This is a genomic window from Sphingomonas sp. NY01, assembly GCF_038809135.1.
GTDB classification, from domain to species: Bacteria; Pseudomonadota; Alphaproteobacteria; order Sphingomonadales; family Sphingomonadaceae; genus Sphingomonas; species Sphingomonas carotinifaciens.
Window position 1 is genome coordinate 380,001 of record NZ_CP101722.1, and the last position, 25,655, is coordinate 405,655.

Below are 25,655 nucleotides of genomic sequence, written 5' to 3' on the forward strand. Positions count from 1 at the left end.
AGGACTCGAGTAGGGCGGGACACGTGAAATCCTGTCTGAACATGGGGGGACCACCCTCCAAGCCTAAATACTCGTACATGACCGATAGCGAACTAGTACCGTGAGGGAAAGGTGAAAAGCACCCCGATGAGGGGAGTGAAACAGTACCTGAAACGGATTGCCTACAAGCAGTTGGAGGGCCCTTTGAGGCCTGACAGCGTACCTCTTGCATAATGGGTCTGTGACTTAATGTTTCAAGCAAGCTTAAGCCGATAGGTGTAGGCGCAGCGAAAGCGAGTCTGAATAGGGCGCTTTAGTTTGAAGTATTAGACCCGAAACCCGGCGATCTAGGCATGACCAGGATGAAGGTGCGGTAACACGCACTGGAGGTCCGAACCGATTAACGTTGAAAAGTTACCGGATGAGTTGTGTTTAGGGGTGAAAGGCCAATCAAGCCGGGAAATAGCTGGTTCTCCGCGAAAACTATTGAGGTAGTGCCTCGAGCGGACACCATAGGGGGTAGAGCACTGGATGGTTGCGGGGGTCGCGAGATCTACCAACACTAACCAAACTCCGAATACCTATGAGTGATACTCGGGAGACAGACGGCGGGTGCTAAGGTCCGTCGTCAAAAGGGAAACAGCCCTGACCTACAGCTAAGGTCCCCAAGTCACGTCTAAGTGGGAAAGCATGTGGAAATCCCAAAACAACCAGGAGGTTGGCTTAGAAGCAGCCATCCTTTAAAGAAAGCGTAACAGCTCACTGGTCTAAACAAGGGTTTCTGCGGCGAAGATGTAACGGGGCTCAAGACGTGCACCGAAGCTTAGGGTGTGTACTTTTGTACACGCGGTAGCGGAGCGTTCCGTAGGCCTGTGAAGCGATCTGGTAATGGGTCGTGGAGGTATCGGAAGTGCGAATGCAGACATGAGTAGCGATAAAGAGGGTGAGATGCCCTCTCGCCGAAAGACCAAGGGTTCCTGCGCAAGGCTAATCCGCGCAGGGTGAGCCGGCCCCTAAGACGAGCCCGAAGGGGGTAGTCGATGGGAACCACGTTAATATTCGTGGGCCTGGTGGTGTGTGACGGATGGTGTGTGTTGTACGGCCTTAACGGATTGGCCGTGCTTCGAAACTGTCCCGGGAAATAGCCCCACCGTATAGACCGTACCCGAAACCGACACAGGTGGTCAGGTAGAGTATACCAAGGCGCTTGAGAGAAGTGTCCTGAAGGAACTCGGCAAATTGCCTCCGTACCTTCGGAAGAAGGAGGCCCCACATGAGCGCAAGCTTTTGTGGGGGGCACAGGCCAGGGGGTAGCGACTGTTTAGCAAAAACACAGGGCTCTGCTAAGTCGGCTTCAAGACGACGTATAGGGCCTGACGCCTGCCCGGTGCCTGAAGGTTAAGTGGAGGAGTGCAAGCTCTGAAATGAAGCCCAGGTAAACGGCGGCCGTAACTATAACGGTCCTAAGGTAGCGAAATTCCTTGTCGGGTAAGTTCCGACCTGCACGAATGGCGTAACGACTTCCCCACTGTCTCCAGGACATGCTCAGCGAAATTGAATTCTCCGTGAAGATGCGGAGTACCCGCGGTTAGACGGAAAGACCCCGTGCACCTTTACTGCAGCTTCAGAGTGGCAGTGGACAAGAACTGTGTAGCATAGGTGGGAGGCTTTGAAGCATCGGCGCCAGCTGATGTGGAGCCATAGGTGAAATACCACCCTGTTGTTGTCTACTGTCTAACCTCGTACCGTGAAACCGGTACAGGGACCCTCTGTGGCGGGTAGTTTGACTGGGGCGGTCGCCTCCTAAAGAGTAACGGAGGCGCGCGAAGGTTGGCTCAGGCCGGTTGGAAACCGGCTGTTAGAGTGCAATGGCATAAGCCAGCCTGACTGCGAGACTGACAAGTCGAGCAGAGACGAAAGTCGGTCATAGTGATCCGGTGGTCCCTCGTGGAAGGGCCATCGCTCAACGGATAAAAGGTACGCCGGGGATAACAGGCTGATAACCCCCAAGAGCTCATATCGACGGGGTTGTTTGGCACCTCGATGTCGGCTCATCACATCCTGGGGCTGGAGCAGGTCCCAAGGGTTTGGCTGTTCGCCAATTAAAGTGGTACGTGAGCTGGGTTCAGAACGTCGCGAGACAGTTTGGTCCCTATCTGCCGTGGGCGTCGAAATTTGAGAGGAGTTGACCCTAGTACGAGAGGACCGGGTTGAACGTACCTCTGGTGTACCTGTCGTCGTGCCAACGGCGCAGCAGGGTAGCTATGTACGGACGGGATAACCGCTGAAAGCATCTAAGCGGGAAGCCTCCCTCGAGATAAGATTTCATCAAGAGCGGTCGAAGACCACGACCTCGATAGGCCGGATGTGGAAGTGCGGTAACGCATGGAGCTAACCGGTCCTAATTGCTCTGGTCGCGCTTGAGAGCTCCACACCCCCACCATCAGCCCTGGGCTAGATGAACGGGTGGATGGAAATAACTCTCAGCCAGATAAAACCTCCAAGGTGCATCGATTTTAACCCAACACAACCGCATGCTCGCAGGCTCCATTGCCTGGTGGCCATAGCGTCGGTGTCCCACCCGATCCCATCCCGAACTCGGCCGTGAAACCCGACCGCGCCAATGGTACTATCGCTCAAGCGATGGAAGAGTAGGTCGTCGCCAGGCATTGAAGCCCGCGAACATGCACACAAAGAACCCATTCACATCCCTCTTGCGCCGCACACAGCGCAAGAACAAAACCTCACCACCGCGGGGTGGAGCAGCCCGGTAGCTCGTCAGGCTCATAACCTGAAGGTCACAGGTTCAAATCCTGTCCCCGCAACCAAACTCCAAAAGCGCCCCGGTAGCCAACGCTCCCGGGGCGCTTTCGCGTCCACAGCCCGTCAAACCTGCGCCAGCCCCCCGTCGACAAACACCTCAGCCCCCGTCATGAAACTGCTGTCACACGACGCCAGAAAGGCCGCAGCCGATGCCGTCTCCGCCGGATCGCCAAGCCGGCCCAGGGGCGTCATCGCACTCAAAGCCTCCATGTCCGATGCACCCACTACCTCCGCTGCCAGATCGGTCCGCGTCGGACCCGGGGACAGCACGTTTACCCGGATGCCCGTCCCTGCCAGATCGAGCGTCCAGCTACGCGCCAGGTTGCGGATCGCGGCCTTGCTGGCGCTGTAGACGCTGAAGCGTGGCGTACCCATCACGCCGGTGCTCGAACCCGTCAGGATGATCGACCCGCCGGCGTTCATTAGCGGCAGTGCTTTTTGCACCGTGAAGATCAGTCCCTTCACATTTGTGTCGAAGGTGTTGGCATAATGTTCGGGCGTAATCTCTCCCAGTGGCACCAGGGCGCCCGTGCCGGCATTGGCGAACACGATGTCCAGCGATCCTCGCTGTGCCTGAACGGCGGCATAAAGCCGATCCAGACCGTCGAGGTCCGTCACGGACCCCTGTACGGCCACCACATTCGGGCCCAGCTGTGCGGCCGCACGGTCGAGTACGTCCTGCCTGCGGCCGTATAGGAAGACGAATGCGCCCTCGTTCACGAACCGCTGCGCGGTCGCCAGCCCGATGCCGCTTCCGCCACCGGTCACCACCACCGTTTTGCCGTCCAATCTCTTCATATCATGCCTCCTTGAGCGCGGCAGAGGTGACAAGCTGTGCACCTATCGACAAGTATGCACCTTTTGGTAAGTAGCTGACGATGACAAACACCGCGCCCACCGGTTTCTCCTGCGGACTCGATGCGACGCTCAGAGTGATCGCTGGCAAATGGAAGCCGCTGATCCTCTACTTCCTGCGGCAAGGCCCCAATCGCTACGGCGCGTTGAAGCGTGCCGTGCGCGGCGTAAGCGACAAGGTTTTGATCCAGCAGTTGAAGGAACTGGAAAGCGATGGCGTCGTGCTGCGTACCGATCACAAGGAGGTACCGCCACGGGTCGATTATACACTTACCCCGCTGGGGCGCAGCCTAGCAGAGGCGCTGGAGCCGCTATGCATATGGGGCGTAGAGAATATGGACGCGGTGGCGCGCGTTCTGGCCGAACGGGAGGCCTGGAAGAACGGCCCGTCTGGCTAGCCGCTGCTGAGTCGTGGTGAAGCATGACGACCCGACGCATCGTCCATCTGCATACGAAAACGGCCGGTCATTCGATCGTGGCAATTGCCGGAGCTTGATCTTCGCTCATCGGGACTGGACGCGGTGCGTCAGGTGCGTGGTATCCCGCTCCGGGAGAGGCACGGGGCTGAGATTTGCCCCTTTTGCCGACGTTAACGTCGGAAGAAAATGGTGCTGCCGGTGAGGATTGAACTCACGACCTCAGCCTTACCAAGGATGCGCTCTACCACTGAGCTACGGCAGCACTCGCGTTGCAACGCGGGAAGCGCGCCTAGACCGGATTGGCGCGTCATTGTCAAGCGGTTGTTGCAAGGATTATGCAGAACGCATGACAGAAGATGACAAGGCAGCGCGACTGGCAGCGCGGTTGCGGGAGAATTTGCGGCGGCGGAAGGCGCAGGCGCGGGCTGCGGCGGGGGGGAGGCAGAGGGTGAGGCGGGGGGCGACGTAGGGGGCGGGGCGGTGTCGCCCCCGGTGTCCGAGGATCGGGATTAGAGGGGCGCGCACTTGGCGTGCAGCCAGGCGCGGTCGTCCTCGGCCAAGTCGGGGCCAAGTGCCTGAGCGACCTGCGCATGATAGGCGTCGACCCATGCACGTTCGCCATCCGTAAGCAGGGCCGCGTCGATCAGCGTCCGCTCGATGGGGCACAAGGTCAGCGTCTCGAACCCCAGCATGGCGCGATCGGCGCCCGGAATGTCGCGGGGTTCGACCAGGACGAGGTTTTCGATGCGGATGCCGTATTCGCCGGCCTTGTAATAGCCGGGTTCGTTGGAGAGCAGCATGCCGGCGCGCAGCGGCTCCATGGCGGCCCCGCCGGGATAGTTGGGCGCGGCGATGCGCTGCGGCCCCTCATGGACCGATAGATAGGCGCCGACGCCGTGGCCGGTACCGTGCGCGTAATCGAGACCAGCCTCCCATAACGGGCGGCGGGCCAGCGCATCGATATGGCCGCCCAGCGTCCCATCGGGAAAGACGGCCGTGGCCAGCCCGATATGGCCCTTGAGCACGCGGGTGAAGCGGTCGCGCATCTCAGGCGTGGGATCGCCGATCGGCATGACGCGGGTGATGTCGGTGGTGCCGTCATCATATTGGCCGCCGGAATCGATCAGGAAGAGCTGGCCCGGCACGATGGGGGCATTGGATTCCTCGGTGACGTGATAATGCGGGCTGGCGCCGTGCGCGCCGGTGGCGGAGATGGTGGCGAAGCTGATGTCGCGCAATCGCCCCGTCGCCTGGCGACAGGCGAGCAACTGCGCCGCGGCGGACAGCTCGGTCTGGCCGCCCCCGGGGCATTCCTCCTCCACCCAGCGCAGGAAACGGACCATCGCGGCACCGTCGCGCAGCGAGGCGGCGCGGTGGCCGGCCAGCTCGACCGGGTTCTTGATCGCCTTGGCCAGCACCACAGGATCGCGCAGCGCGAGCACGGTGGCGCCGCCGGCCTCCAGCGCCTGGGCGATCGCGGCCACCGCCCGCTCGGGATCGGCGACGATGCGCTTGCCCGCAAAGCCGCGCAGCCCGGTGTCGAAGTCTGCGCGGTCGTGAAGGCGCACGGCATTGCCGAGATGCTGGCGCACCGCATCGGTCAGCTTGGACGGGGCGACGTAGAAATCGGTCTCGCCGCTGGCGTGCACGACCGCATAGGACAGGGCGACCGGCGTGTGCGCGACGTCCGCGCCGCGGATGTTGAGCGCCCAGGCGATCGAGTCGAGCGCGGACAACACGACCGCGTCGGCGCGCTGCTCGACCAGCCAGTCGGCGATGCGCGCGCGCTTTTCAGCCGAGGTCGCGCCGGCCAGCGCGTTGTCCTGCACGACGAGCGGGGCGGGCGAGGGTTGCGGCCGATCCGTCCAGACGGCGTCGACGGGGTTTTCCGCCACCGCCACCAGGATCGCACCGCGGGTGGAAAGCGCATCGGCCATATCCTGCACCTGGGTGCGGGTGTGGAGCCAGGGGTCATAGCCGATGCGGCCCCCCTCCGGCGCGTGGACGGCGAGCCAGCCGGCAAGGCTGTCCTGCGGCACGCCGACATAGTCCCAGTCGTCGGCCGCGACCTGTTCGCGGACCTGCAGCGTGTAGCGACCATCGGTGAAGATCGCCGCGCGGTCCGCCAGCACGACCGCGCTGCCCGCCGAGCCGCCGAAGCCGGTCAGCCAGCCGAGACGCTGCGCATAGTCGCCGACATATTCGCTCATATGTTCGTCGGTGAGCGGGACGATGAACCCGTCCAGGCCGATGACGGCGAGGCGGGTGCGAAGCTGGGCGAGGCGGTCGGCATGCAGAGACATGGCGGCGGTTTGGCAGAAACAATCCAGCCACAACAGTCCCCGATCTTTCGCGTGCCCGCCCGCCGGTCATTCCCGTTGATGCGGAAAACCGCCTCGACCGCACCCGCGACGAACCGCTAAGGCAAGGAAATGACCGAACCGACGCCCCCCGTCGCCGAACAGCGGCCGCACAGCTTCACCGCGCATGGCATCACGATCGAAGACCCCTATGCCTGGTTGAAGGACCCGGATTATCCGGAGGTGGCCGATGCCGACGTACTGGCCTATCTGGAGGCCGAGAACGCCTATTTCGAGGCGATGATGGCGCCGCGCCAGCCGCTGGTCGACCGGCTGTACGAAGAGATGAAGGGGCGCATCAAGGAGGACGAGTCCTCCGTGCCGCAAAAGGATGGCGACTGGCTGTACTGGACCGCGTTCGAGACCGGTGGCCAGTATCGCAAATGGTGGCGCAAACCCGTCGGCGGTGGCGACGACGAATTGTTGCTCGACGAGCCGGCGCTGGCCGAGGGCAAGGAATATTTCCGGCTGGGCGCCTTTGCGGTCAGCAACAATGGCCGGCTGCTCGCCTATGCGATCGACGATACGGGGGGTGAGCGGTTCGAGGTGCGGGTCAAGGACCTGACCACCGGCGAGCATCTGCCCGAGGTGATTCCGGGCATGCTGTCCGACATCGTGTGGACCGCGGACGATGCCGGGTTCCTGTACGGCCTGGCCAATGACCAGTGGCGGACGGACAATGCCCGGTTCCACCGGATCGGCACGCCGGTGACGGACGATGTCGTGCTCTATACCGAAGCGGACGAAGGCTACCGGGTCGCGGTGGCGGAAACATCGTCGCGCAAATGGATCGTGATCGGCACGGGCGACCATGTGACGAGCGAGGTGCGGCTGTTGCCCGCCGACGATCCGCTGGCCGAGCCGATCCTGGTCGCGCCCCGCAAGGAGGGGCGCGAATATGACGTGGACGAGCATGACGGCACGCTGTTCATCCACACCAACGACATCGATCCGATGTGGCGGCTGTGCACCGCCGCGATCGAGGCGCCGGGCGACTGGCATGAACTGATCGCCCCGGACCCGCATTTCTACATGACGGGTGTGGAATGCTATGCGGGCTTCTTCGTGGTGGAAGGGCGCGAGGACGGTTTGGATCGGATCGCGATCCACCGCTACGACGCGCCGACGGTGCCGCAGCGGATCGCGTTTCCGGAGGCGAGCTATACCGCAGGGCTGGGCGACAATCCCGAATATGACGTGTCCGTGCTGCGGCTGGGCTATGAATCGATGGTCACGCCGGGGACGGTGTACGACTATGACGTGGCGACGGGCGAGCGCACCACGCTGAAGGTGCAGGAGATCCCGTCGGGGTATGACGCGGCCAAATACCGGACCGAGCGATTGAAGATCGCGGCGCGCGACGGAACGCCGGTGCCGGTCTCGATCGTCTATCCGGCGGATTTTCCGCGCGACGGGACGGGCAAGCTGTTCCTTTATGCCTACGGTGCCTATGGCTATGCGATCCCGCCGGGTTTCTCGACCGGGCGGATGAGCCTGCTCGATCGCGGCTTTGCCTATGCGATCGCGCATATTCGCGGGGGCGACGATCTGGGCCAGCAATGGTATCTGGACGGCAAGCTGGAAAAGCGCACCAACACCTTCAACGACTTCGTCGATGTGGCGCGCGGCCTGATCGCCGATAGCTGGACGCATGAGGGCGGGATCGCGATCGCCGGGCGTTCGGCGGGGGGCGAGCTGATGGGTGCGGTGGTCAATTCCGACCCCGAACTCTGGGGCGCGGTGATCGCCGACGTGCCGTTCGTCGACGTGCTGAACACGATGATGGATGCCGACCTGCCGCTGACGCCGGGCGAATGGCCGGAATGGGGCAATCCGATCGAGGACAGGGCGGCGTTCGAACTGATCCGGTCGTACAGCCCGTATGACAATGTGGCTGCCCATGCCTATCCGCCGATGTTCATTTCCGGCGGGCTGAACGATCCGCGCGTCACCTATTGGGAGCCGGCGAAATGGGCGGCGCGGCTGCGCGCCACCAAGACGGACAACAACCTGCTGCTGCTGAAGACCAACATGGGGGCCGGGCATGGCGGCAAGTCCGGCCGGTTCGAAAGCCTGCGCGAGGCGGCCGAGGAGCATGCCTTCGTGCTGTGGCAGATGGGGATCGAAAGCTGAGCATCGAGGCGATCGTTGCCCGCTGGGGCGTCGCCGCGATCGGCCTGGGGGCCGGGCTGGAGGGCGAGACGGCCGTGATCGCCGGCGGATTGCTGGCGCATCAGGGACTCGTCTCGCTGCCGGGAGCGATGGCGGCAGCGGCGGCGGGCTCGTTCGTGGCGGACCAGGCGTTCTTTGCCGCCGGGCGGCGGTTTCGCGAGGTCCGCTGGGTGCGGCGGCTGCGCGAGAGCAAGGTCTATGGCCGGGTGATGGGGATGCTGGAGCGGCATCCGATCGGGTTCATCTTCGCCTTTCGCTTCCTCTATGGCTTGCGGACGATCAGCCCGGTGGCGATCGGGACGAGCACGGTGCCGGCGCGGTTGTTCCTGGGCGTCAACCTGGCGGCGGCATGCCTGTGGGGGGCGACGTTCACCGGTATCGGCTACCTGTTCGGGGAAGGACTGACCGAGCTTCTGGGGCGGTGGCGGCCGCGCGCGGTGCATGTTCTGGCCGCGGCGGCGCTGGTCATCGTGGCCGGCGCGATCGGGTGGTGGTGGCGACGCCGGCAGGCGCAGGGCGAGGGTGAGGCATGAACCGGTATAGCTGCACGATCGTCGCCCGCGACGACGATATCGACGAACTGGGCCATGTGAACAATGCGGTCTGGGTCCGGTGGATCCAGGATGTCGCGACCGCCCACTGGACGGCAGCGGCCCCGCCTGAGCATCTGGACGCCTATGTCTGGGTCGTGACGCGGCACGTGATCGATTATCGCGGCAATGTACGCGCCGGCGAGGCGGTGACGGCGGAAACCTGGGTACCGCAAGCGCCCAAGGGCGCGCGGTTCGACCGGCACATGCGCTTTACCGGCGCGGATGGGCGGGTGAAGGTGGATGCGGTGACCACCTGGGCGCTGATCGACCGGGCGAGCGGCCGGTTGTTGCGGGTGACGCCGGAGATCGCCGCACCGTTCCTGGCGGTTTGAGCGCAAGCGGCGGGACGCCCGCGCCACCGATCCGCGCTAGGGTGACGGGATGACACAAAGCTTCACGATCCTGCCTTCACCCGTCGGTGCGTTGACGCTGGTCGCCAGCGACGATGCGTTGCACGCGGTGCTGTGGGAGGATGATGATCCGGCGCGGGTGCGGACGGGCGCGGTGACGCGGGCGGACGATCACCCGGTACTGCGCGAGGCCGTGGCGCAGTTGCAGGCCTATTTCGTGGGCCGGTTGCGCGTCTTCGACCTGCCGCTCGGGTTTGTGGGGACGGATTTCCAGAAGGCGGTGTGGGCGGGACTGCTGGCGATCCCTTATGGCGAGACGCGCAGTTACGGTGCGCTGGCCGCGACGATCGGGCGACCCGGCGCGTCGCGCGCGGTGGGGGCGGCGAATGGGCGCAATCCGATCTCGATCATTGCCCCCTGCCACCGGGTGGTGGGAGCCAGCGGTGCGCTGACCGGCTTTGCGGGCGGGCTGGCGGTGAAGGAGCGGTTGTTGCGGTTGGAGCGGGGTGGGGTGGCGTTGCTATAGGGGATTGGGACGCCAGCAGTGCTGCGCTGCTTGGCGGCCCCTCACCCTTCCCATCGCCTTCGGTGACGGGCCCCTTCCCTCTCCCCGGAGGGGAGAGGGAAAGTCATCAGCCGGAGTTGCGCAATGCGGTGGCGATGGCGTTGATCGACAGCAGGATGCCTTCGCCGATGCGGGCATCGTCCTCACCGGCGCGGTGGCGCTTCATCAATTCGATCTGAAGGAGGTTGAGCGGCTCGATATAGGGCAGGCGCAGGCGGATCGAGGTTTCCAGCGCGGGATGCTTTTCGAGCAGGCGCGACTGGCGGGTGATCTCCAGCAGGCCGTCATGCGTGCGCTGCCATCCATCGCGGATGCGGCCGAAGATGGTGTCGCGCAGGGCCTTGTCCTCGACCAGCGTGGCGTAGCGGCCGGCGATGCCGATGTCCGACTTGGCGAGCACCATCTCCATGTTGGCGAGCGTCGCGGCGAACAGCGGCCATTCTTCCGCCATGTCGGCGAGCAGCGCCTTGTCCCGGCAGCCGGCGATGGCGTGGCCAACGCCGTACCAGCCGGGCAGCATGACGCGCGCCTGGGCCCAGCTGAACACCCAGGGAATGGCGCGCAGATCCTCGATCGCGTCGGACTTCTTGCGGCTGGCCGGGCGGCTGCCGATCTTCAGGCCCGCGATCTCGGCGATGGGCGTCATCTGGCGGAAGAAGGTGCGAAAACCCTCCGTGCCGTAGACGAGATCGCGATAGGCATGGAAGGCGGTGTCCGACAGCTGGTCCATCACCGCGCCGAACCGCGCATTGTCGGGCGCGGACAGATGCTCGGGCTCCAGGCTGGCGAGCAGGGTGGCGGACGCCATCGCCTCCAGATTCGCCATGGCGGTGGCGGGGGTGCCGTATTTGCCGGCGATCATCTCGCCCTGTTCGGTGATGCGGATGCGGCCCTGCACGGTGCCATGCGGTTGCGCGCGGATCGCGGCAAAGGCGCTGCCGCCGCCGCGCCCGACCGCGCCGCCGCGACCATGGAACAACTGCATCGCGACGCCGGCTTCCTCGAACACGGGGGCAAGCGCGGTGGAGGCCTTGGACAGCGACCAGGTGGAGGTGAGATACCCGCCGTCCTTGTTCGAGTCGGAATAGCCGATCATCACTTCCTGATACCCGCGCGCCCGCGCGATGGCGGCGATCTCGGGCAGCGCGAAATAGGCGCGCATGATGTCGGGACCGGCTTCCAGATCCTCGATCGTCTCGAACAGGGGCACCGCCATGATCGCGGCGCCGGGCTCCGCGCCGGGGCGGTAGAGGCCGACCTCCTTCAAAAGCAGGTTGATCTCCAGCAGGTCGGACACCGACTTGCCCATCGAGACGATGTAGTTGGTGATGCAGCCGGGGCCGTACCGGGCATGCGCCTCCGCCGCAGCCTCGACGATGGCGAGTTCGCCGGTCGTCTCCTCCGAATAGCTGGCGAAGCGCGAGGCGAGCGGGCGGGCATTGGCGAGTTCGCGGCGGAGCAGGTCGACGCGCGCATCCTCGTCCAGCGCGGCATACTCCGCCTCGACGCCGGCGACCTTGAGCAGTTCGGCGACGACGCGCTCGTGCACCGCGGAGTTCTGACGCAGGTCGAGCGTGGCGAGATGGAAGCCGAACGTCTCCACCGCGCGGATCAGCCGGCCGAGCGCACCGCCAGATGCCAGTGCGCCGCCGCCGGAGCCGGCCAGCGCGCGGGCGATGGCGATCAGGTCGGCACGAAAGGCGCGGGGGTCGGGATAGGGTTCGCCGGTCAGGCGGCCGGGGCGCGGAGAGGCCTTGCCGGTCAGCGCCTGATGCGTGGCGGCAAGGCGGGCGTAGATGCCCGACAGCGCGCGGCGATAGGGTTCGTCGGCGCGGCTGGCGGCGGTGTCGCCGCTCGCCTCCGCGAGCGCAAGCACGGCCTCGTCGACCTGCGCATGTTCGGTGGAGATGGACAGTTCGGCGCCGAGCGCATGGACCGCGTCGCAATAATAGCCGAGCGCCGCCTCGCTGGCGCGGGCAAGGGCGGTGCGCAGCGAATCCGCGGTGACATAGGGGTTGCCGTCGCGATCGCCGCCGATCCAGCTGCCGGGCCGCAGGAAGCTGGCGATGCGGTGGCCGAACGCCTTGTCCCAGCGCTGGTAGAGGGCGGGCAATGCGGGCAGGAAGACGTCGCGCAGATAGGATAGCGCGGTTTCCACCTCGTCCGTGACGTAGAGGCGTTCGCGGCGCAGCACCCGCGTCTGCCAGAGCAGCGCGATCTGGCGACCGATCGCGGCCTCCACCGCATCGCCATCCGGCGTCACCTCGCGACCACGATCGCGCATCTCCATCAAATCGGCGATGCGATTCTTGTGATCGATCATGCTCTTGCGGCGCACCTCGGTCGGGTGCGCGGTGAGAACGGGAGCGACGAGCCCGCGAGCCAGCAAGTCAGAGGCCGCCTTGCGATCGATACCCTCGTCCGCGAGACGGGCCAGTGCCGCGGTCAGGTCCGCACCCTGCTCCGTGGCGATGCCCTGCCGATCCTCTGCAAGATTGGCGAGCATCGAGAACAGCATGAAGCCACGCACGAAATCGAGCGTCTCGCCAAGATCGAGCTGTTCCAGTTGCAGGTCGACGGCGGCACCGTCACCGATGCCACGATGCCGTTCGACCGAGGCCCGGCGGATCGCCTCCGTCGCTTCGAACAGGCGCTCGCCGCCATAGGCGCGAATGACCTCGCCGAGCTGTGCGCCGAGGAAGCGGATGTCGGGATTGTTCGCGATCGGGGGAAGACTGGCCATGATGGCTGATGCTGCAACGCAACAGGTGGAAGGTCAACCGGTGGCCGCGCGTAATTTTCTTTTGCCGTGCCGCCGACCCGGTGGGAACCAATCAGTTGGCGTTGTTGAGCGCCACCGGGTTGGTCGGCGTGGTGGGGCGCTCGGTACGCGAGCTTTCGCGTTCCTCCGACGTCACGGCACCGTCGCGGTTCAGGTCCATGCGGTCGAACCAGTTGAGCGTCCCCTCGGAAAATTCGCTGTGCGTGACCTCGCCATCGCCATTGCGGTCGAGTTCGCGGATACGGGAATTGCCGCTGGGCATCTCGTCGGCCGTGATGATGTCGTTGCCGTCGCGGTCGAGCGTGCGGAAGCGACGGTCCATCATGCCGCCGAAATCGACACGCGAGGTGACCGAGGGCGGCACGAAACCGGCAGCGGCAGCGCGTTGATCCGCTTCCTGTTTTTCCTCGCTATGGTTGTTGCACGCGGTGGCCAGCAATGCCGTACCGAGAGCCAAGCCGATCGTCGCAAGCCGCATTTCCGCCGTGCTTCCCTTGTCGTTACGCGTCCAGTTCAACGTCCCAATAGAGCCAGTCGTGCCATGTTTCATGCAGATAATTGGGCGGGAAGCTGCGACCATGTTCCTGCAGATGCCAACTGGTCGGGCGGATCGGTTCGATATGGAGCGGCATCGCGGCCTGTCTGGGCGTACGCCCGCCCTTTTTGAGGTTGCAGGGTGCGCAGGCGGTGACGACATTCTCCCATGTGGTGCGGCCGCCCTGCGCGCGCGGCACGACATGATCGAAGGTCAGGTCGCGGTGCGCGCCGCAATATTGACAGGCGAAACGGTCGCGCAGGAACAGGTTGAAGCGGGTGAAGGCGGGAAATTGCGAGGGGCGGACGAATTGCTTGAGCGCGATGACCGAAGGAAGCTGGATCGTCGCGGTCGGGCTGCGCACGGCGCGTTCATAGTGCGCGACGATATCGACACGGTCGAGGAACACGGCCTTGATCGCCGTCTGCCAGGGCCAGATCGACAGCGGATAATAAGACAAAGGCGTGTAATCGGCATTCAGGACCAGCGCCGGGCAACTGTCCGGATGCCGCATCAGGTCGGGATGAAACACGGCTCCTCCCTTCATGGTGCCGTGGACATCTTCGCCCAACGGCGTGACAGGCGCATGACAGCACGGGCAATGATTTGGGGTCAAGGGGCGACGCGATGATCGTCACGCGTTTCGCGCCGAGCCCCACCGGGCGGCTGCATCTGGGCCATGCGCTTTCGGCGGTGCGCGCGCATGGCATGGCGCGGGCCGCGGGGGACGTTTCCTGGTGCGGATCGAGGATATCGACGGCACGCGCAGCCGCCCGGAGCATATCGAGACGATCCTGGCGGACCTGCGCTGGCTGGGGCTGGACTGGGACGGCCTGTCGTTCCAATCGCAGCGGCTGGAGCGTTATGCGGCGGCGCTGGACGATCTGCGCGGGCGCGGGCTGGTCTATCCCTGTTTCTGTACGCGGGCCGAAATTGCAGCGAGTGCATCGGCGCCGCATGGAATGGCACCTGTCTATCCGGGGACGTGCCGGACCCTGGCGCCGGCCGAGCGAGCGGGACGGATGGCGAGGCCGCATTGCTGGCGGCTGGACATGGCGCGTGCGGTGGCGATCGCTGGGCCGCTGACGTGGCATGACGCCACGGCGGGAAGGGTGACGGCGGTGCCGGGGTTGCAGGGCGACGTCGTGCTGGCCCGCAAGGACGCGCCGTCCTCCTATCATCTGGCGGTGAGCGTCGACGATGCCGCGCAAGGGGTTAGCGATATCGTGCGCGGGGCCGACCTGTTCGACGCGACCCATGTTCACCGGCTGCTACAGGCGCTGCTGAACCTGCCGGTGCCGCGCTATCATCATCATCCGCTGATCCTGGGCGCGGACGGGCAGCGGCTGGCCAAGCGGCACGGCGCGCCGGCGCTGGCCGACATGCGGGGCCGGGGCGTGGATGGAGTCGCGCTGGCGGCGGACTTGCGGCGGGATATTCTGCCCACTGGATTTTCGCTGGGGAAGGCTTAGCTTCATCGACATGAACACCTTTCTCGTGATCCTGCTGATCGCGGCAATGATCGCCACCGTGGTGGCGATGGTGCGCGGCATCGTCTCGTTTCTTCAGGAAGCGACCATGCAGGCCAAGGGCGATGGGCCGAGTGCGGCGGCACTGAAGTCCAATCGGATGATGCAGATGCGCATCTTCTTCCAGGCGCTGGCGATCCTGATCGTGGTGCTGATTCTGTTCCTGGCCGGCCGGACCTGATCCCCTGGTCAAGCTGAACAAGATCTACACGCGCACCGGGGATGCGGGCACGACGGGGCTGGTCGATGGATCGCGCCGGTCGAAGGCGGATGCGCGGATGAGCGCGATCGGCGAAGTGGACGAGGCGAACAGCGCGATCGGCGTTGCCGCGACCCTGGCCGACGAGGGGATGCGCGCGGCGCTGATGCGGGTGCAGAACGACCTGTTCGACCTGGGTGCCGATCTGGCGACGCCGGGGGACGATTTTGCGCCATCGGCGATGGTGCTGCGCATCGTGGCTGCGCAGGTGATCCGGCTGGAAACGGAGATCGACGCGATGAACGCGGGGCTGGCGCCGCTGACCAGCTTCATCCTGCCCGGCGGCAGTGCGGCGGCGGCGGCGCTGCATCTGGCGCGTGCGATCGTGCGCCGGGCGGAGCGGGCGGCGGTGGCGGTCGACGAGCCGCTGAACCCGGAGGCGTTGCGCTATCTAAATCGTTTGTCGGATTGGCTGTTTGTCGCCAGCCGGGCAGTGAACCAAAACGGCGCCGGGGACGTTCTGTGGGTGCCCGGGGGCTTGCGCTAGGTTAATCAAAGCCAGTCAGCGTTCGGGTGGGAGCACCCGAATGGCCAGCGATGCCGCCTATCCATTTGCCGCCGCCTCGCTGGGCCTGGCGGACCGATTTATTGCCGTACGATCACTGACCCTGGCACTGGCCGAGCGATTGTCGGATGCCGACGCGACGGTGCAGTCGATGCCCGATGCGTCGCCCGCGAAATGGCATCTTGCGCATACCACCTGGTTTTTCGAAACCTTCGTGCTGCGCGATCATGTGCCGGGATACCGGCTGCACGACGAGCGCTGGCCGTTCCTGTTCAACAGCTATTACGAGGCGGAAGGGCAGCGGCACGCGCGACACCGCCGCGGAATGGTGACGCGGCCGACATTGGACGAGGTGCGGGCATATCGTGCCCATGTCGATGCGGCGATGGTGGCGGCGATCCCCGGCCTAGCGCCGGACGTTGCCGCGCTGGTGGATCTCGGCTGCCATCACGAACAGCAGCATCAGGAACTGTTCGTCACCGACATGCTGCACCTGTTCAGCGAGAACCCGCTGGAGCCGGCCTGGTACCCGGCGGCGCGCAAGGTGCCCGTGGCGATGCCGGGGCCGATCGGCTGGATCGCGGGGCGCGAAGGCGTGGTGGAGATCGGGCATGGCGACGCGGGCTTCGCGTTCGATTGCGAGGGGCCGCGGCATGCCGCGCTGCTGGCGCCGCACGCACTGGCAGACCGGACGATCACCAATGGCGAATGGGCCCAGTTCATCGCGGACGGCGGATACCGCGATGCGCGACACTGGCTGGCCGATGGCTGGGCATGGGTGAAGGCGGAAGGGATCGCCGCGCCGCTCTATTGGGAAGAAGGCGACGGCGGCTGGACGCGCTTTGGGATGGACGGGCGGCGCGCGGTCGATCCGGCCGCGCCGGTGACCCATGTCAGCTTCTTCGAGGCGGATGCCTTTGCCAGTTGGGCGGGCGCGCGGTTGCCGACCGAGGCGGAATGGGAAGCCGCGGCCGAGGCGCACGACCCGGCGGGCGGCAACCAGATGGACGAGGCCGGCGCGGTGGAGCCGCGGCCGACGGCGAGCGGCCCCGGACTGTTCGGCAATGTGTGGGAATGGACCGGCAGCGCCTACCGCCCCTATCCCGGCTTCCGGGCGGCCGAGGGCGCGGTCGGCGAGTATAACGGCAAGTTCATGAGCGGGCAGTTCGTGCTGCGCGGTGGCAGTTGCGCGACGCCGCGCGGTCATGTGCGGGCATCGTACCGCAACTTCTTCTACCCCCATCAACGCTGGCAGTTCACCGGCGTGCGTCTGGCAAAGGACCTGTAGGATGCTGAAGCCCGAGATCGAGGACGGTCAGGCGTCGCTGGCCGACCCGGCATTTCGCGCCGATGTGGTGAGCGGCCTGGCGCGGCGGCCGCGGGCGATCCCCGCCCGCTGGTTCTATGACCGGCACGGCTCCGAGTTGTTCGAGCAGATCACCGACCTGCCCGAATATTATCCCACCCGGACCGAGACGGCGATCCTGGAGACGATCTGTTCCGAGGTCACGGAGCGCGTCGGCAAGGGGCGGGCGGTGGTGGAGTTCGGATCGGGATCGTCCACCAAGACGCCGATCCTGCTGCGCTGCGCCGATCCATCGGCCTATGTGCCGATCGACATTTCCGGCGACTTCCTGCGGGCGTCGACCCGCGTGCTGGCGGAGCGGTTCCCCGACCTGTCCATGTATCCGGTGGAGGCCGATTTCATGCGGCCGATCGCGCTGCCCGCCGCGGTGGCGGACAGCCCCAAGCTGGGGTTCTTTCCCGGATCGACGATCGGCAACATGACGCCGTTGATGGCGACCGACCTGTTGCGGGCGATGCGCGCATCGCTGGGCGAGGGGGCGATGCTGCTGATCGGGATGGACCGGATCAAGGCGGCCGACGTGCTGGTGCCGGCCTATGACGATGCGGCGGGGGTGACGGCGGCGTTCAACCTGAACCTGCTGGAGCGGATCAACCGCGAACTGGACGGCGACGTGCCGGTGGCGGCGTTCCGGCACAAGGCGGTGTGGAACGACGACCGGGCGCGAATCGAGATGCACCTAGAGGCGACGAGGGACGTCGACTTCACCGTCGACGGACGGCCGTTCGCCATGGCGGCAGGGGAGACGATCCACACCGAGAACAGCCATAAATACGGCGCTCGCGATGCCCGCATCCTGATGCGTGCCGGCGGGTGGACGCCGGTGGCGGAATGGACCGACCCCGATGGGCTGTTCGGCGTCTATCTGGCCGAGGCGCAAGGGGAGCGGCCGGCGCCTTAAAAGCCTGCCGCCCCCTCAACTCCCTTGCGGGCAATCGCCGGGGCGGGTTTCGGGGGCGGCGCCACGATACCAGCGGCTGGTGTTGCCCATGGTGTCGGCATTGTGGTGGCAAGCCTCCGCCTTTTCGCCATCGGGGGTCACCAGGAAGGTCCAGTTGTTGTCGCCGCAATTGTGCGGTTCGCAGCCATGGGCGAGCAGGCGGCCGCCGGTCAGCACGATGGGTGTGGTGACCGCGTTGGTGGCGACGATCTGGCGGCGGACCGCCTGATCGCCCACCGCGCGGTTGAGGGCGTCGGCCACCTCGCTGCGGTTGTAGAAGGTGACGCCCGACACCGCATCGGTGGGATAATGGCCGACATAGGCGGTGAGCGGCTGGCCATGTTCCTGGCCGGGGAGGGGCGTGGGACGGGCGGTGGTGGGGGGCGTGAAGTTGGCGGCCACGGCCTCGCGATCGGCATCCTCGCTGGTGCCGCCGCCGCCACAGCCGGCCAGGGCGAGCGCGGCGAGGATGATGGCGGCGGACGATCGCGGCAACGACGCATGGCGCATGAGGCTTCTCTCTCCTGACCTTTGGCCCGATCCTTGGAACGCTCCGCCTGTGCCGGCGGTTGCGGGGGATGGACGACCATGATCTCGAACGTTTCGTCGCGGCGCAAGCGGGCACGTACGACCGTGCGCTGGCCGAGTTGAAGGCGGGCGCCAAGCGAAGCCACTGGATGTGGTTCGTGTTTCCGCAGATTGCCGGGCTGGGCCAGAGCGCGATGGCGCGAGCCTATGCGATCGGCTCGATCGGGGAGGCGCGGGCCTATCTGGCGCATCCGGTGCTGGGGCCGCGGCTGCGCGAGGCGGGTGCGGCGATACTGGCGGCGCCGGGCAGCGCGGAGGCGATCATGGGGGGGATCGATGCGATCAAGCTGCGGTCCTCCATGACGCTGTTCGCGCATGCCGCCGGTGAGGACGGTGCGGTGTTCCGGGCCGTGCTCGACCGCTTCTATGGCGGGCGGGAGGACGGGGAGACGGTGCGGCGCCTGTAACGACGCCGCGACCGCCCCGATGCCTCAGGCGCCGGCCAGTTCGGCCTTGGCGTTCACCTTGGACGAGGCCAACTTGGTCAGCTTCTCGTCGGTGGCCTTTTCCTCGGCCAGCGTTTCGCCGAGCAGTTGCGCGGACTGGCTGCGGCCGAGCTGGTCGGCCCAGGCGATCAGCGTGCCGTAGCGGCTGATCTCGTAATGCTCGACCGCCTGGGCGGCGGCGGTCAGGGCGGCGTCCAGCACCGCCTTGTCCGCGACCTCACCGGCGACTTCGTTGGCTTCCTTGATGATGCCGTCGATCGCGGGGCAGGTGACGCCCTTGGGCTCCAGCCCTTCCAGTTCGAACACGCGCTTCAGCCGGGCGATCTGGCCCTCGGTTTCCCGCAAATGGGTTTCGAAGCCCATGCGCAGTTCGGGGTCGGTGGCCTTTTCGATCATCTTGGGCAGCGCCTTGGTGATCTGCTGCTCGGCGTAATAAACGTCCTGGAGCTGGTGGATGTAGAGATCCTGCAGCGTCTGGATGTCCTTGGAAAACAGGCCCATCGTCTCTCTCCTGGATAGGGTTGCCGCGGTCCCAAACGGGCGGCGCGCGGCATGGTTGCGGATTTACGATGAGCGCGCGGGCTGCGCCGCCAGCGGACCGGTGACGGTGGCGGTGCCGTCATTGGCGAAGACAATCGCCCAGCGCGCGGTGTTGTCGCAGACCGCGTTCCAGGTCGCGAGGCCATTGGTCGGTGCCGCCTCGTTCATCGACGTCACCGCCTGGCAGGAGGCGCCGTCCTGCCCGGAATCGCGGATCGCGCGGAACAGGACGCCGCGGCGCTGCCCCTCCGGCAGGTCGCGGATGCGGGTGCCATAGTCGATGCCCTCCGCCGCGGCGGTTTCCGCGGCATTGGTGACGGGGGTGGCGTTGTCGGCCGCGGTGTCGCTCTGCCCGCAGGCGGCGAGGGGGGCGAGCGCGAGGGCGGCAAGGGCGGTGAGCGTCGAACGGTTCATCGGGTTCCTCCTGTCGGGCGGTTCAACGCGCTGCCGCCGATGTGGTTGCCCCATCGTAACGAAGGCGGCATGGCCGGTGCGATATGACCCAAGCCACACACACGCCCCCCGGCATGCCCGCGCTTCCCGCCGACTGGCAGACCGCGTTGCAGGTGGAGATGCAGGGGCCGCGCTTTGCCGCGCTCGCCGCGTTCCTGAACGACGAGGCACGGCAGGGGCAGGCGATCTTCCCGCCGGCGGAGGACCGGTTCCGCGCGCTGGAGCTGACCCCGCTGGACCGGGTGCGCGTGGTGATATTGGGGCAGGACCCGTATCACGGCGCGGGGCAGGCGCATGGCCTGGCCTTTTCGGTGCGGCCGGGGGTGCGGCCGCCGCCGAGCCTGGTCAACATCTTCAAGGAGATGGAAGGCGACTTGGGGGTGGCGCGCAGCCGCCACGGCCTGCTCGACCATTGGGCGCGGCAGGGCGTGCTGCTGCTCAACAGCGTGCTGAGCGTGCGTGAGGGCGCCGCCGCCTCGCACCAGAAGCGCGGATGGGAGCCGTTCACCGATGCGGTGATCCATGCGGTGGCGGCGCGGGAACAGCCGGCGGTGTTCATCCTGTGGGGCGCGCATGCCCAGAAAAAGGCCGCGTTCCTGGACGAGGATGGCGGGCGGCATCTGGTGATCCGCTCCGCCCACCCCTCGCCCCTGTCGGCGCGGCACGGCTTTTTCGGGTCGCGGCCGTTTTCGCGGACGAACGCGTTCCTGGAAGCACAGGGGCAAGCGCCGATCGACTGGGCGTTGCCGGAGGTTTGAGGGGGCACCGCGCCGCCGGTCGCGGAAGTGGACACTACATCCCCCCTCGCGCCTCCACTTAGTCCGCGGCATAGCAGCGTTCATATTCGCGGCGGCGCTGGATCGCGGCCAGATGCTCGCCGCGCAGGATCGTCACCGCCTCTTCCTGTTCCAGCGTGATCAGCCGCAATTCGGGCAGCGGCTTGTGCCGGGGCGGGGTGACGCCGGCCTCCATGTCGTGCGCGTCGTTCTCCACCCGGTTCATCGCGACCTGAAGCAGCATCGCGGCACCATCCTGGTGGAAGGAGGGGACGCGGTCCTCGCGCCATTTGCCGAAGCGCTTGGGATCGCGCAGGCGCAGGATGAACATGGTCAGCTTTTCATCGAAGCGGCGGCGCTCGCCGATCTGCTCGCCCTTGTAGAAGATGGGCGTGGCGACGCCGTTGATCGCCCGGTCGAGCGCGGCATCGGCCAGGCGCTGCACCGCGCAGTCGAGCGCGATCCCCCACGCCTCGCGAAAGCTGGCCGCGTCGGGGCGGGCGCGCAGCATATAGGCGGAGGTGGTGCCCATGCCGACCGCCTTGGCCGCCGCCTCGACATTGCCGGTGGCGGCGAGCGCCTCGATAAAGCCGGTCTGGCGCTCGGGCGTCCAGCCATCGACGCGGGGGCGGACGGGCACGGGGTCGAAATCCCCGGCGGCGGGCGGTTCGGTGCGCTTGCTCATGCGCGGGAATGAACACCGGATGCGGGTGTGTAGGACAGCCCCGCGCGGTCGATTGTTGGATTGGTTCGCGTTTCGTTCCGGGAGTGTGGCGCTTTGGCATCCATCAGGGCATGGAGGGCCGCGAAGGAGCATGACGATGAGCGATGGCACGGACGACTATGTCTATGACGAGGCGAGCGGCGAATGGATCAGTGCGGCCGATGCCGCCGCGCGGGCGCCGGGCGGCGATCACGATGGCGGCGTCGAGGTGCGCGACGCGGTGGGCAACGTGCTGGCGGATGGCGACGCGGTGACGCTGATCAAGGACCTGACGGTAAAGGGCGCAGGCCAGACGCTGAAGCGGGGGACGCTGATCAAGTCGATCCGGCTGACCGGCGATGCGCAGGAGATCGACTGCAAGTTCGACGGGATCCGCGGGCTGGTGCTTAGGGCGGAATTTGTGCGGAAGCGATGAGGGGGCGCCGGTTGGGCGCGCCGGGCTCAATCTTCGTGGATGCGCGGGATCAGCTTTGCCGAGGCGGATGATGATTTCGGGGCGGTGATGGACATGGTCGCTGCCCGTGGCGCGCCGGTTCGGATCGTCTGCGACGATGGCGAGGATGTGGTGGTTGCATCGGCCCGGACATGGGCGGGGATGCAGGAGACCTTGTACCTGCTGTCCTCGCCGAACAACGCGCGGCGGTTGCTGGACGCTGTGGCGGGATTTGATGCGCGGTGGGGGTGAGCATGTCTTGCTCGCCACTTGTCCCCGTTCGTGCCGAGTAGCGACCGAGTAGGCTTCGCAAGAAGCCGTATCGAGGGCGCGTATCGAGGCATTGTACCGTGCGCTGCCCTGTCCCTCGATACACCATCTCGATACGCAGCCTGACGGCCGCTACTCGATAGTTACTCGGGACGAACGGGGTGGGGGCGGATTGGCGCGCACGTCAGTTATGGTTTCATTATTGAAGCCGGTACGACCTGCTAGAAGTGTGAAACCATCAGCGTCGACCTGGGGCGGTTCAAGCGATCCGCCCGTGGACAGGCCCCACCCCCACCCCCGGCCCCTCCCCTGAAGGGGAGGGATGTTCGAGGCGGCTTACTCCGCTGCGGGCAGATACACCTCGCTGCCCTTCTCGCGGAACGTTTCGCTCATCCTCGCCATGCCGGCTTCCGCTTCCTCGGTGGCGACGAAGGTTTCCACCGGCGCGTTCTGCTTGGCGGCAAATCCCTGAGGTTCGGGATCGCGACCTGCCCCCAGCAGGTCGCTATTTGCCGCGCGGGACGCGGCAAATTCCCGAACCTCCTGCGTGATCTTCATCGAGCAGAATTTGGGGCCGCACATCGAGCAGAAATGCGCGGTCTTGGCGCCTTCGGCCGGAAGGGTCTGGTCGTGGTAGCTTTCGGCCGTGTCGGGATCGAGCGACAGGTTGAACTGGTCGCGCCAGCGGAAGTCGAAGCGGGCGCGCGACAGGGCGTCGTCGCGCAGTTTCGCGGCCGGGTGGCCCTTGGCGAGATCGGCGGCGTGGGCGGCGAGCTTGTACGTCACCACGCCGACCTTCACGTCGTCGCGGTCGGGCAGGCCCAGATGCTCCTTGGGCGTGACGTAGCAGAGCATCGCGGTGCCGTACCAGCCGATCATCGCGGCACCGATGCCGCTGGTGATATGGTCGTAGCCGGGCGCGATGTCGGTGGTGAGCGGCCCCAGGGTGTAGAAGGGCGCCTCGCCGCAGACCTGGAGCTGCTTCTCCATGTTTTCCTTGATCTTGTGCATCGGCACATGGCCGGGGCCCTCGATCATCACCTGCACGTCCTGCGCCCAGGCGCGGTGGGTGAGCTCGCCCAGCGTGTAGAGTTCGGAGAACTGCGCCTCGTCATTGGCGTCGGCGATGCTGCCGGGGCGCAGGCCGTCGCCGAGCGAATAGGCGATGTCATACGCCTTCATGATCTCGGTGATCTCGTCGAAGCGCTCGTAGAGGAAGCTCTCCTTGTGATGCGCCAGGCACCATTTCGCCATGATGCTGCCGCCGCGCGACACGATGCCGGTGACGCGCTTGGCGGTCATCGGGATGTAGGGCAGGCGGACGCCGGCATGGATGGTGAAATAGTCGACGCCCTGCTCGGCCTGTTCGATCAGCGTGTCGCGGAAGATTTCCCAGGTCAGGTCCTCGGCGATGCCGCCGACCTTTTCCAGCGCCTGGTAGATCGGCACGGTGCCGATCGGCACGGGGCTGTTGCGGATGATCCATTCGCGCGTGTCGTGGATGTTGCGGCCGGTCGACAGGTCCATCACCGTGTCGGCGCCCCAGCGGATCGACCAGACCAGCTTGTCGACTTCCGACGCGACGTTGCTGGCGACCGCGCTGTTGCCGATATTGGCGTTGATCTTGACCAGGAAGTTGCGGCCGATCGCCATCGGCTCGGATTCGGGATGGTTGACGTTGTTGGGGATGATCGCGCGGCCGCGGGCGACCTCGTCCCGGACGAATTCGGGGGTGACATAGTCGGGGATCGCCGCGCCGAAGCTTTCGCCGTCGCGGACATAGTCCTTCAGCATCTGACGGCCGAGATTTTCGCGGGTGGCGACATATTCCATCTCGGGCGTGATGATGCCGCGCCGGGCGTAGTGCATCTGGCTGACATTGGCGCCGGGCTTTGCGCGCAAGGGGCGCTTGATCAGGCGGGGGAATTGGGGAACGCCGCCGGAGCGGTCGGGGCCGAGCTGGCCATTATCCTCCGGGCGGATTTCGCGGGCGTCGTAGCTTTCCACGTCGCCGCGCGCCTCGATCCAGTTGCGGCGCAGTTGCGGCAGGCCGGCCATGATGTCGATGCGGGCGTCCGGGTCGGTATAGGGGCCGGAGGTGTCGTAGACGCGAAGCGGCGGCTCGCCCGAGGAGGGGTCGAGATGGATTTCGCGCATCGCGACGTTCAGCGGGCCGACATGGATTTTCTTCGATCCGCGGATCGGGCCGGTGGTGACGCCAATTTCGGTACGGGCGGGTACGTCTGCCATCTCTTCTCTCCTTTGGGGAGGGAGACGGGTGACCCGGAGGGGTTGCGCCGACTTCCACTCCCTACGCCGGTGTCAACCGGATCAGGTTCGGCGGGTCGGAGCGTCCTCGCTCCCTCTCAACCGCAGTATCGGCGGTCCCCCGGGGATGGCGTGGAGCATAGGGGGTCGGCGCCTGAACACCAAACAAAAAGGGGCCGACGCGGACGGACGGCCCCTTTCGAAAGATCAGAAGGTGTAACCGATGCCGAGCGCGCCGATCCACTGGCTGCGCTTGCCGGCGATCGAGACGACGGGGCTGTCGGCGAAGTCGTTGAGCATGTCGCGGTAGACGACACCGCCGACGACCTTCCAGCCCTTCAGCAGGTTGCCGGTGATCGAATAGGTGCCCATCGCGCCGAGCGCCCAGTTCTTCCAGCCCTTGCGCGCATTATAGACGGGCAGGGTGCTGGCGACGCTCTGGGTGGGATCGATCGAGAAATAGGTGCGGGCATAGCCGGCCCCGGCATGCTCGGCCGAGGCGAACAGGCCCACCGCCGCCTTGGTGCTGAGCGGGGTGAAATAGTTGATCGTCGGCTGCCAGATCGCGCTGTCATGGGCATTGCTGACATCGTGGCGGTAGCTGAGCGAGACGGACAGGCGGTCATACGGGCTGGTGATGACGCCGGTCTTGCCGATGCCGACAAAGCCACCGAGTTCGATCGCGGTCTTCACCTCGCCCAGCGCGCGGACGCGCGCGTCGTCGATCGAGTCGACATTGTTGCGGTTGAAGTTGATGACGCCGATCGGACCGGCCTGGAAATCCCAGTTGGGGCCGGGCCGGTTGGGGATCAGGTCGATCGAGGCGCGGTTGCCGATGACGGTGAAGTTGTAGCCGCCGACCGAGCCCAGAACGCCGGGTGCGGGCGTCCACTGGTAATCGTTCGACCCTTCGTAGTCGGTGATGAGGGCCGCGGCCACCGCGACGGTGACAGTGTCGCGGTCGAAGTCTTCGGGATCGACTCCGGTCGGGGCGCGCGATGCGTCCGGCGGGGTGCTGGCGTCCTGCGCGGCGACAGGCGTGGCGGCCACGAGCGCGAGCGCCGGGACAAGGAAACGGAAGGCGGCGGAGCGCAAGACGGAAAACTCCCTGTACGATTATCCAGG

At 65.9% G+C, this 25,655-nt stretch carries 24 protein-coding genes, 2 tRNA genes, 2 rRNA genes, 1 pseudogene and 1 riboswitch (1 of these 30 only partly in view); of the genes and pseudogenes, 17 read left to right on the forward strand and 12 right to left on the reverse strand.

Annotated features, from left to right (window positions below; translation table 11 throughout):
* From NPJ82_RS01910 to NPJ82_RS01920, 3 genes are all read left to right on the forward strand, one after another.
* A 23S ribosomal RNA gene (locus tag NPJ82_RS01910) occupies positions 1 to 2,405 on the forward strand (it extends 419 nt beyond the left edge of the window).
* A gap of 127 nt (positions 2,406 to 2,532) precedes the next feature.
* Positions 2,533 to 2,647 (forward strand): 5S ribosomal RNA (gene rrf / locus NPJ82_RS01915).
* Positions 2,648 to 2,730: 83 nt separating this feature from the next.
* Positions 2,731 to 2,807 (forward strand) — tRNA-Met (locus NPJ82_RS01920).
* Positions 2,808 to 2,865: 58 nt separating this feature from the next.
* Here NPJ82_RS01920 and NPJ82_RS01925 read toward each other — a convergent pair.
* Positions 2,866 to 3,600, reverse strand: a complete 735-nt coding sequence (locus NPJ82_RS01925) for an SDR family oxidoreductase (RefSeq protein WP_342658171.1) — start codon at positions 3,598 to 3,600, stop codon at positions 2,866 to 2,868.
* An 80-nt stretch (positions 3,601 to 3,680) separates the two neighbouring features.
* Between NPJ82_RS01925 and NPJ82_RS01930 the strand changes: the two genes are divergently transcribed.
* Entirely contained in the window at positions 3,681 to 4,055 is a 375-nt protein-coding gene (locus tag NPJ82_RS01930; protein ID WP_342658172.1) for a helix-turn-helix domain-containing protein, read from the forward strand.
* A 208-nt stretch (positions 4,056 to 4,263) separates the two neighbouring features.
* Here the strand turns inward: NPJ82_RS01930 and NPJ82_RS01935 are convergent.
* Positions 4,264 to 4,338: transfer RNA gene (locus NPJ82_RS01935), tRNA-Thr, on the reverse strand.
* A gap of 247 nt (positions 4,339 to 4,585) precedes the next feature.
* Positions 4,586 to 6,379 carry an aminopeptidase P family protein gene (locus NPJ82_RS01940; protein ID WP_342658173.1) on the reverse strand — a complete coding sequence of 598 codons (1,794 nt, stop codon included), beginning with the start codon at positions 6,377 to 6,379 and terminating at the stop codon, positions 4,586 to 4,588.
* 129 nt (positions 6,380 to 6,508) lie between these two features.
* Between NPJ82_RS01940 and NPJ82_RS01945 the strand changes: the two genes are divergently transcribed.
* Genes NPJ82_RS01945 through NPJ82_RS01960 form a run of 4 tightly spaced genes read left to right on the forward strand, consistent with a single transcriptional unit; the run spans position 6,509 to position 10,077 of the window.
* Positions 6,509 to 8,569, forward strand: a complete 2,061-nt coding sequence (locus NPJ82_RS01945) for a S9 family peptidase (protein ID WP_267351372.1) — start codon at positions 6,509 to 6,511, stop codon at positions 8,567 to 8,569.
* The gene (locus tag NPJ82_RS01950; protein WP_267351373.1) at positions 8,545 to 9,141 is read left to right on the forward strand and encodes a DedA family protein; all 597 of its coding nucleotides are present in this window, start codon (positions 8,545 to 8,547) and stop codon (positions 9,139 to 9,141) included. The genes NPJ82_RS01945 and NPJ82_RS01950 overlap by 25 nt, the downstream gene beginning before the upstream one ends.
* Positions 9,138 to 9,533, forward strand: coding sequence for an acyl-CoA thioesterase (locus NPJ82_RS01955; protein WP_112384250.1), 396 nt, complete (start codon positions 9,138 to 9,140; stop codon positions 9,531 to 9,533). Before NPJ82_RS01950 ends, NPJ82_RS01955 begins: the two co-directional genes overlap by 4 nt.
* Before the next feature lie 49 nt (positions 9,534 to 9,582).
* Entirely contained in the window at positions 9,583 to 10,077 is a 495-nt protein-coding gene (locus NPJ82_RS01960) for a methylated-DNA--[protein]-cysteine S-methyltransferase (RefSeq protein WP_342658174.1), read from the forward strand.
* 106 nt (positions 10,078 to 10,183) lie between these two features.
* Here NPJ82_RS01960 and ppc read toward each other — a convergent pair whose 3' ends face one another.
* The 3 genes from ppc to NPJ82_RS01975 form a co-directional block, all read right to left on the reverse strand.
* A complete protein-coding gene (gene ppc, locus NPJ82_RS01965) occupies positions 10,184 to 12,859 on the reverse strand; it encodes a phosphoenolpyruvate carboxylase (protein ID WP_342658175.1) in 2,676 nt (891 codons plus the stop codon).
* Positions 12,860 to 12,950: 91 nt separating this feature from the next.
* Positions 12,951 to 13,376 carry a hypothetical protein gene (locus tag NPJ82_RS01970; RefSeq protein ID WP_112384246.1) on the reverse strand — a complete coding sequence of 142 codons (426 nt, stop codon included), beginning with the start codon at positions 13,374 to 13,376 and terminating at the stop codon, positions 12,951 to 12,953.
* Positions 13,377 to 13,398: 22 nt separating this feature from the next.
* Positions 13,399 to 13,965: an HNH endonuclease gene (locus NPJ82_RS01975; RefSeq protein WP_112384255.1), complete on the reverse strand. Its 567-nt coding sequence runs from the start codon at positions 13,963 to 13,965 to the stop codon at positions 13,399 to 13,401.
* 95 nt (positions 13,966 to 14,060) lie between these two features.
* Between NPJ82_RS01975 and gluQRS the strand changes: the two are divergent.
* The 5 genes and pseudogenes from gluQRS to egtD all read left to right on the forward strand — a co-directional run bounded on the left by gluQRS (position 14,061) and on the right by egtD (position 17,993).
* A pseudogene (gluQRS, locus tag NPJ82_RS01980) lies at positions 14,061 to 14,905 on the forward strand (tRNA glutamyl-Q(34) synthetase GluQRS).
* A gap of 10 nt (positions 14,906 to 14,915) precedes the next feature.
* Complete coding sequence (locus NPJ82_RS01985; protein WP_112384244.1) at positions 14,916 to 15,143, forward strand: twin transmembrane helix small protein; 228 nt, start codon at positions 14,916 to 14,918, stop codon at positions 15,141 to 15,143.
* A 4-nt stretch (positions 15,144 to 15,147) separates the two neighbouring features.
* Positions 15,148 to 15,708 carry a cob(I)yrinic acid a,c-diamide adenosyltransferase gene (locus NPJ82_RS01990; RefSeq protein WP_342658943.1) on the forward strand — a complete coding sequence of 187 codons (561 nt, stop codon included), beginning with the start codon at positions 15,148 to 15,150 and terminating at the stop codon, positions 15,706 to 15,708.
* A 40-nt stretch (positions 15,709 to 15,748) separates the two neighbouring features.
* Entirely contained in the window at positions 15,749 to 17,014 is a 1,266-nt protein-coding gene (gene egtB, locus NPJ82_RS01995; protein WP_342658176.1) for an ergothioneine biosynthesis protein EgtB, read from the forward strand.
* 1 nt (position 17,015) lies between these two features.
* Complete coding sequence (gene egtD / locus NPJ82_RS02000; protein ID WP_342658177.1) at positions 17,016 to 17,993, forward strand: L-histidine N(alpha)-methyltransferase; 978 nt, start codon at positions 17,016 to 17,018, stop codon at positions 17,991 to 17,993.
* A 15-nt stretch (positions 17,994 to 18,008) separates the two neighbouring features.
* Here the strand turns inward: egtD and NPJ82_RS02005 are convergent, their stop codons facing one another.
* Positions 18,009 to 18,542: a hypothetical protein gene (locus NPJ82_RS02005; protein WP_342658178.1), complete on the reverse strand. Its 534-nt coding sequence runs from the start codon at positions 18,540 to 18,542 to the stop codon at positions 18,009 to 18,011.
* 68 nt (positions 18,543 to 18,610) lie between these two features.
* Between NPJ82_RS02005 and NPJ82_RS02010 the strand changes: the two genes are divergently transcribed.
* Positions 18,611 to 19,027, forward strand: a complete 417-nt coding sequence (locus NPJ82_RS02010; protein WP_342658179.1) for a DUF1810 domain-containing protein — start codon at positions 18,611 to 18,613, stop codon at positions 19,025 to 19,027.
* Positions 19,028 to 19,051: 24 nt separating this feature from the next.
* On the opposite strand, the gene NPJ82_RS02015 is transcribed toward NPJ82_RS02010, so the two are convergent.
* Positions 19,052 to 19,567 carry a ferritin-like domain-containing protein gene (locus NPJ82_RS02015; protein WP_112384238.1) on the reverse strand — a complete coding sequence of 172 codons (516 nt, stop codon included), beginning with the start codon at positions 19,565 to 19,567 and terminating at the stop codon, positions 19,052 to 19,054.
* A 63-nt stretch (positions 19,568 to 19,630) separates the two neighbouring features.
* The gene (locus NPJ82_RS02020; RefSeq protein WP_149682347.1) at positions 19,631 to 20,020 is read right to left on the reverse strand and encodes a hypothetical protein; all 390 of its coding nucleotides are present in this window, start codon (positions 20,018 to 20,020) and stop codon (positions 19,631 to 19,633) included.
* A 158-nt stretch (positions 20,021 to 20,178) separates the two neighbouring features.
* Between NPJ82_RS02020 and ung the strand changes: the two genes are divergently transcribed.
* The gene (gene ung / locus NPJ82_RS02025; RefSeq protein ID WP_342658944.1) at positions 20,179 to 20,817 is read left to right on the forward strand and encodes a uracil-DNA glycosylase; all 639 of its coding nucleotides are present in this window, start codon (positions 20,179 to 20,181) and stop codon (positions 20,815 to 20,817) included.
* Between the two features lie 58 nt (positions 20,818 to 20,875).
* On the opposite strand, the gene NPJ82_RS02030 is transcribed toward ung, so the two are convergent.
* Positions 20,876 to 21,520, reverse strand: a complete 645-nt coding sequence (locus NPJ82_RS02030) for a hypothetical protein (protein WP_112384235.1) — start codon at positions 21,518 to 21,520, stop codon at positions 20,876 to 20,878.
* 136 nt (positions 21,521 to 21,656) lie between these two features.
* On the opposite strand from NPJ82_RS02030, the gene NPJ82_RS02035 reads away from it, so the two are divergent.
* On the forward strand, positions 21,657 to 21,974 hold the full coding sequence (locus tag NPJ82_RS02035) for an alkylphosphonate utilization protein (protein WP_342658180.1): 318 nt from the start codon (positions 21,657 to 21,659) through the stop codon (positions 21,972 to 21,974).
* Positions 21,975 to 22,013: 39 nt separating this feature from the next.
* A complete protein-coding gene (locus tag NPJ82_RS02040; RefSeq protein ID WP_342658181.1) occupies positions 22,014 to 22,244 on the forward strand; it encodes a type II toxin-antitoxin system Phd/YefM family antitoxin in 231 nt (76 codons plus the stop codon).
* Positions 22,245 to 22,598: 354 nt separating this feature from the next.
* On the opposite strand, the gene thiC is transcribed toward NPJ82_RS02040, so the two are convergent.
* Entirely contained in the window at positions 22,599 to 24,512 is a 1,914-nt protein-coding gene (thiC, locus tag NPJ82_RS02045) for a phosphomethylpyrimidine synthase ThiC (RefSeq protein ID WP_342658182.1), read from the reverse strand.
* Positions 24,513 to 24,553: 41 nt separating this feature from the next.
* A riboswitch (TPP riboswitch) is annotated at positions 24,554 to 24,664 on the reverse strand.
* 73 nt (positions 24,665 to 24,737) lie between these two features.
* Positions 24,738 to 25,625, reverse strand: a complete 888-nt coding sequence (locus NPJ82_RS02050) for a MipA/OmpV family protein (protein ID WP_211368579.1) — start codon at positions 25,623 to 25,625, stop codon at positions 24,738 to 24,740.
* Positions 25,626 to 25,655: the final 30 nt, after the last annotated feature.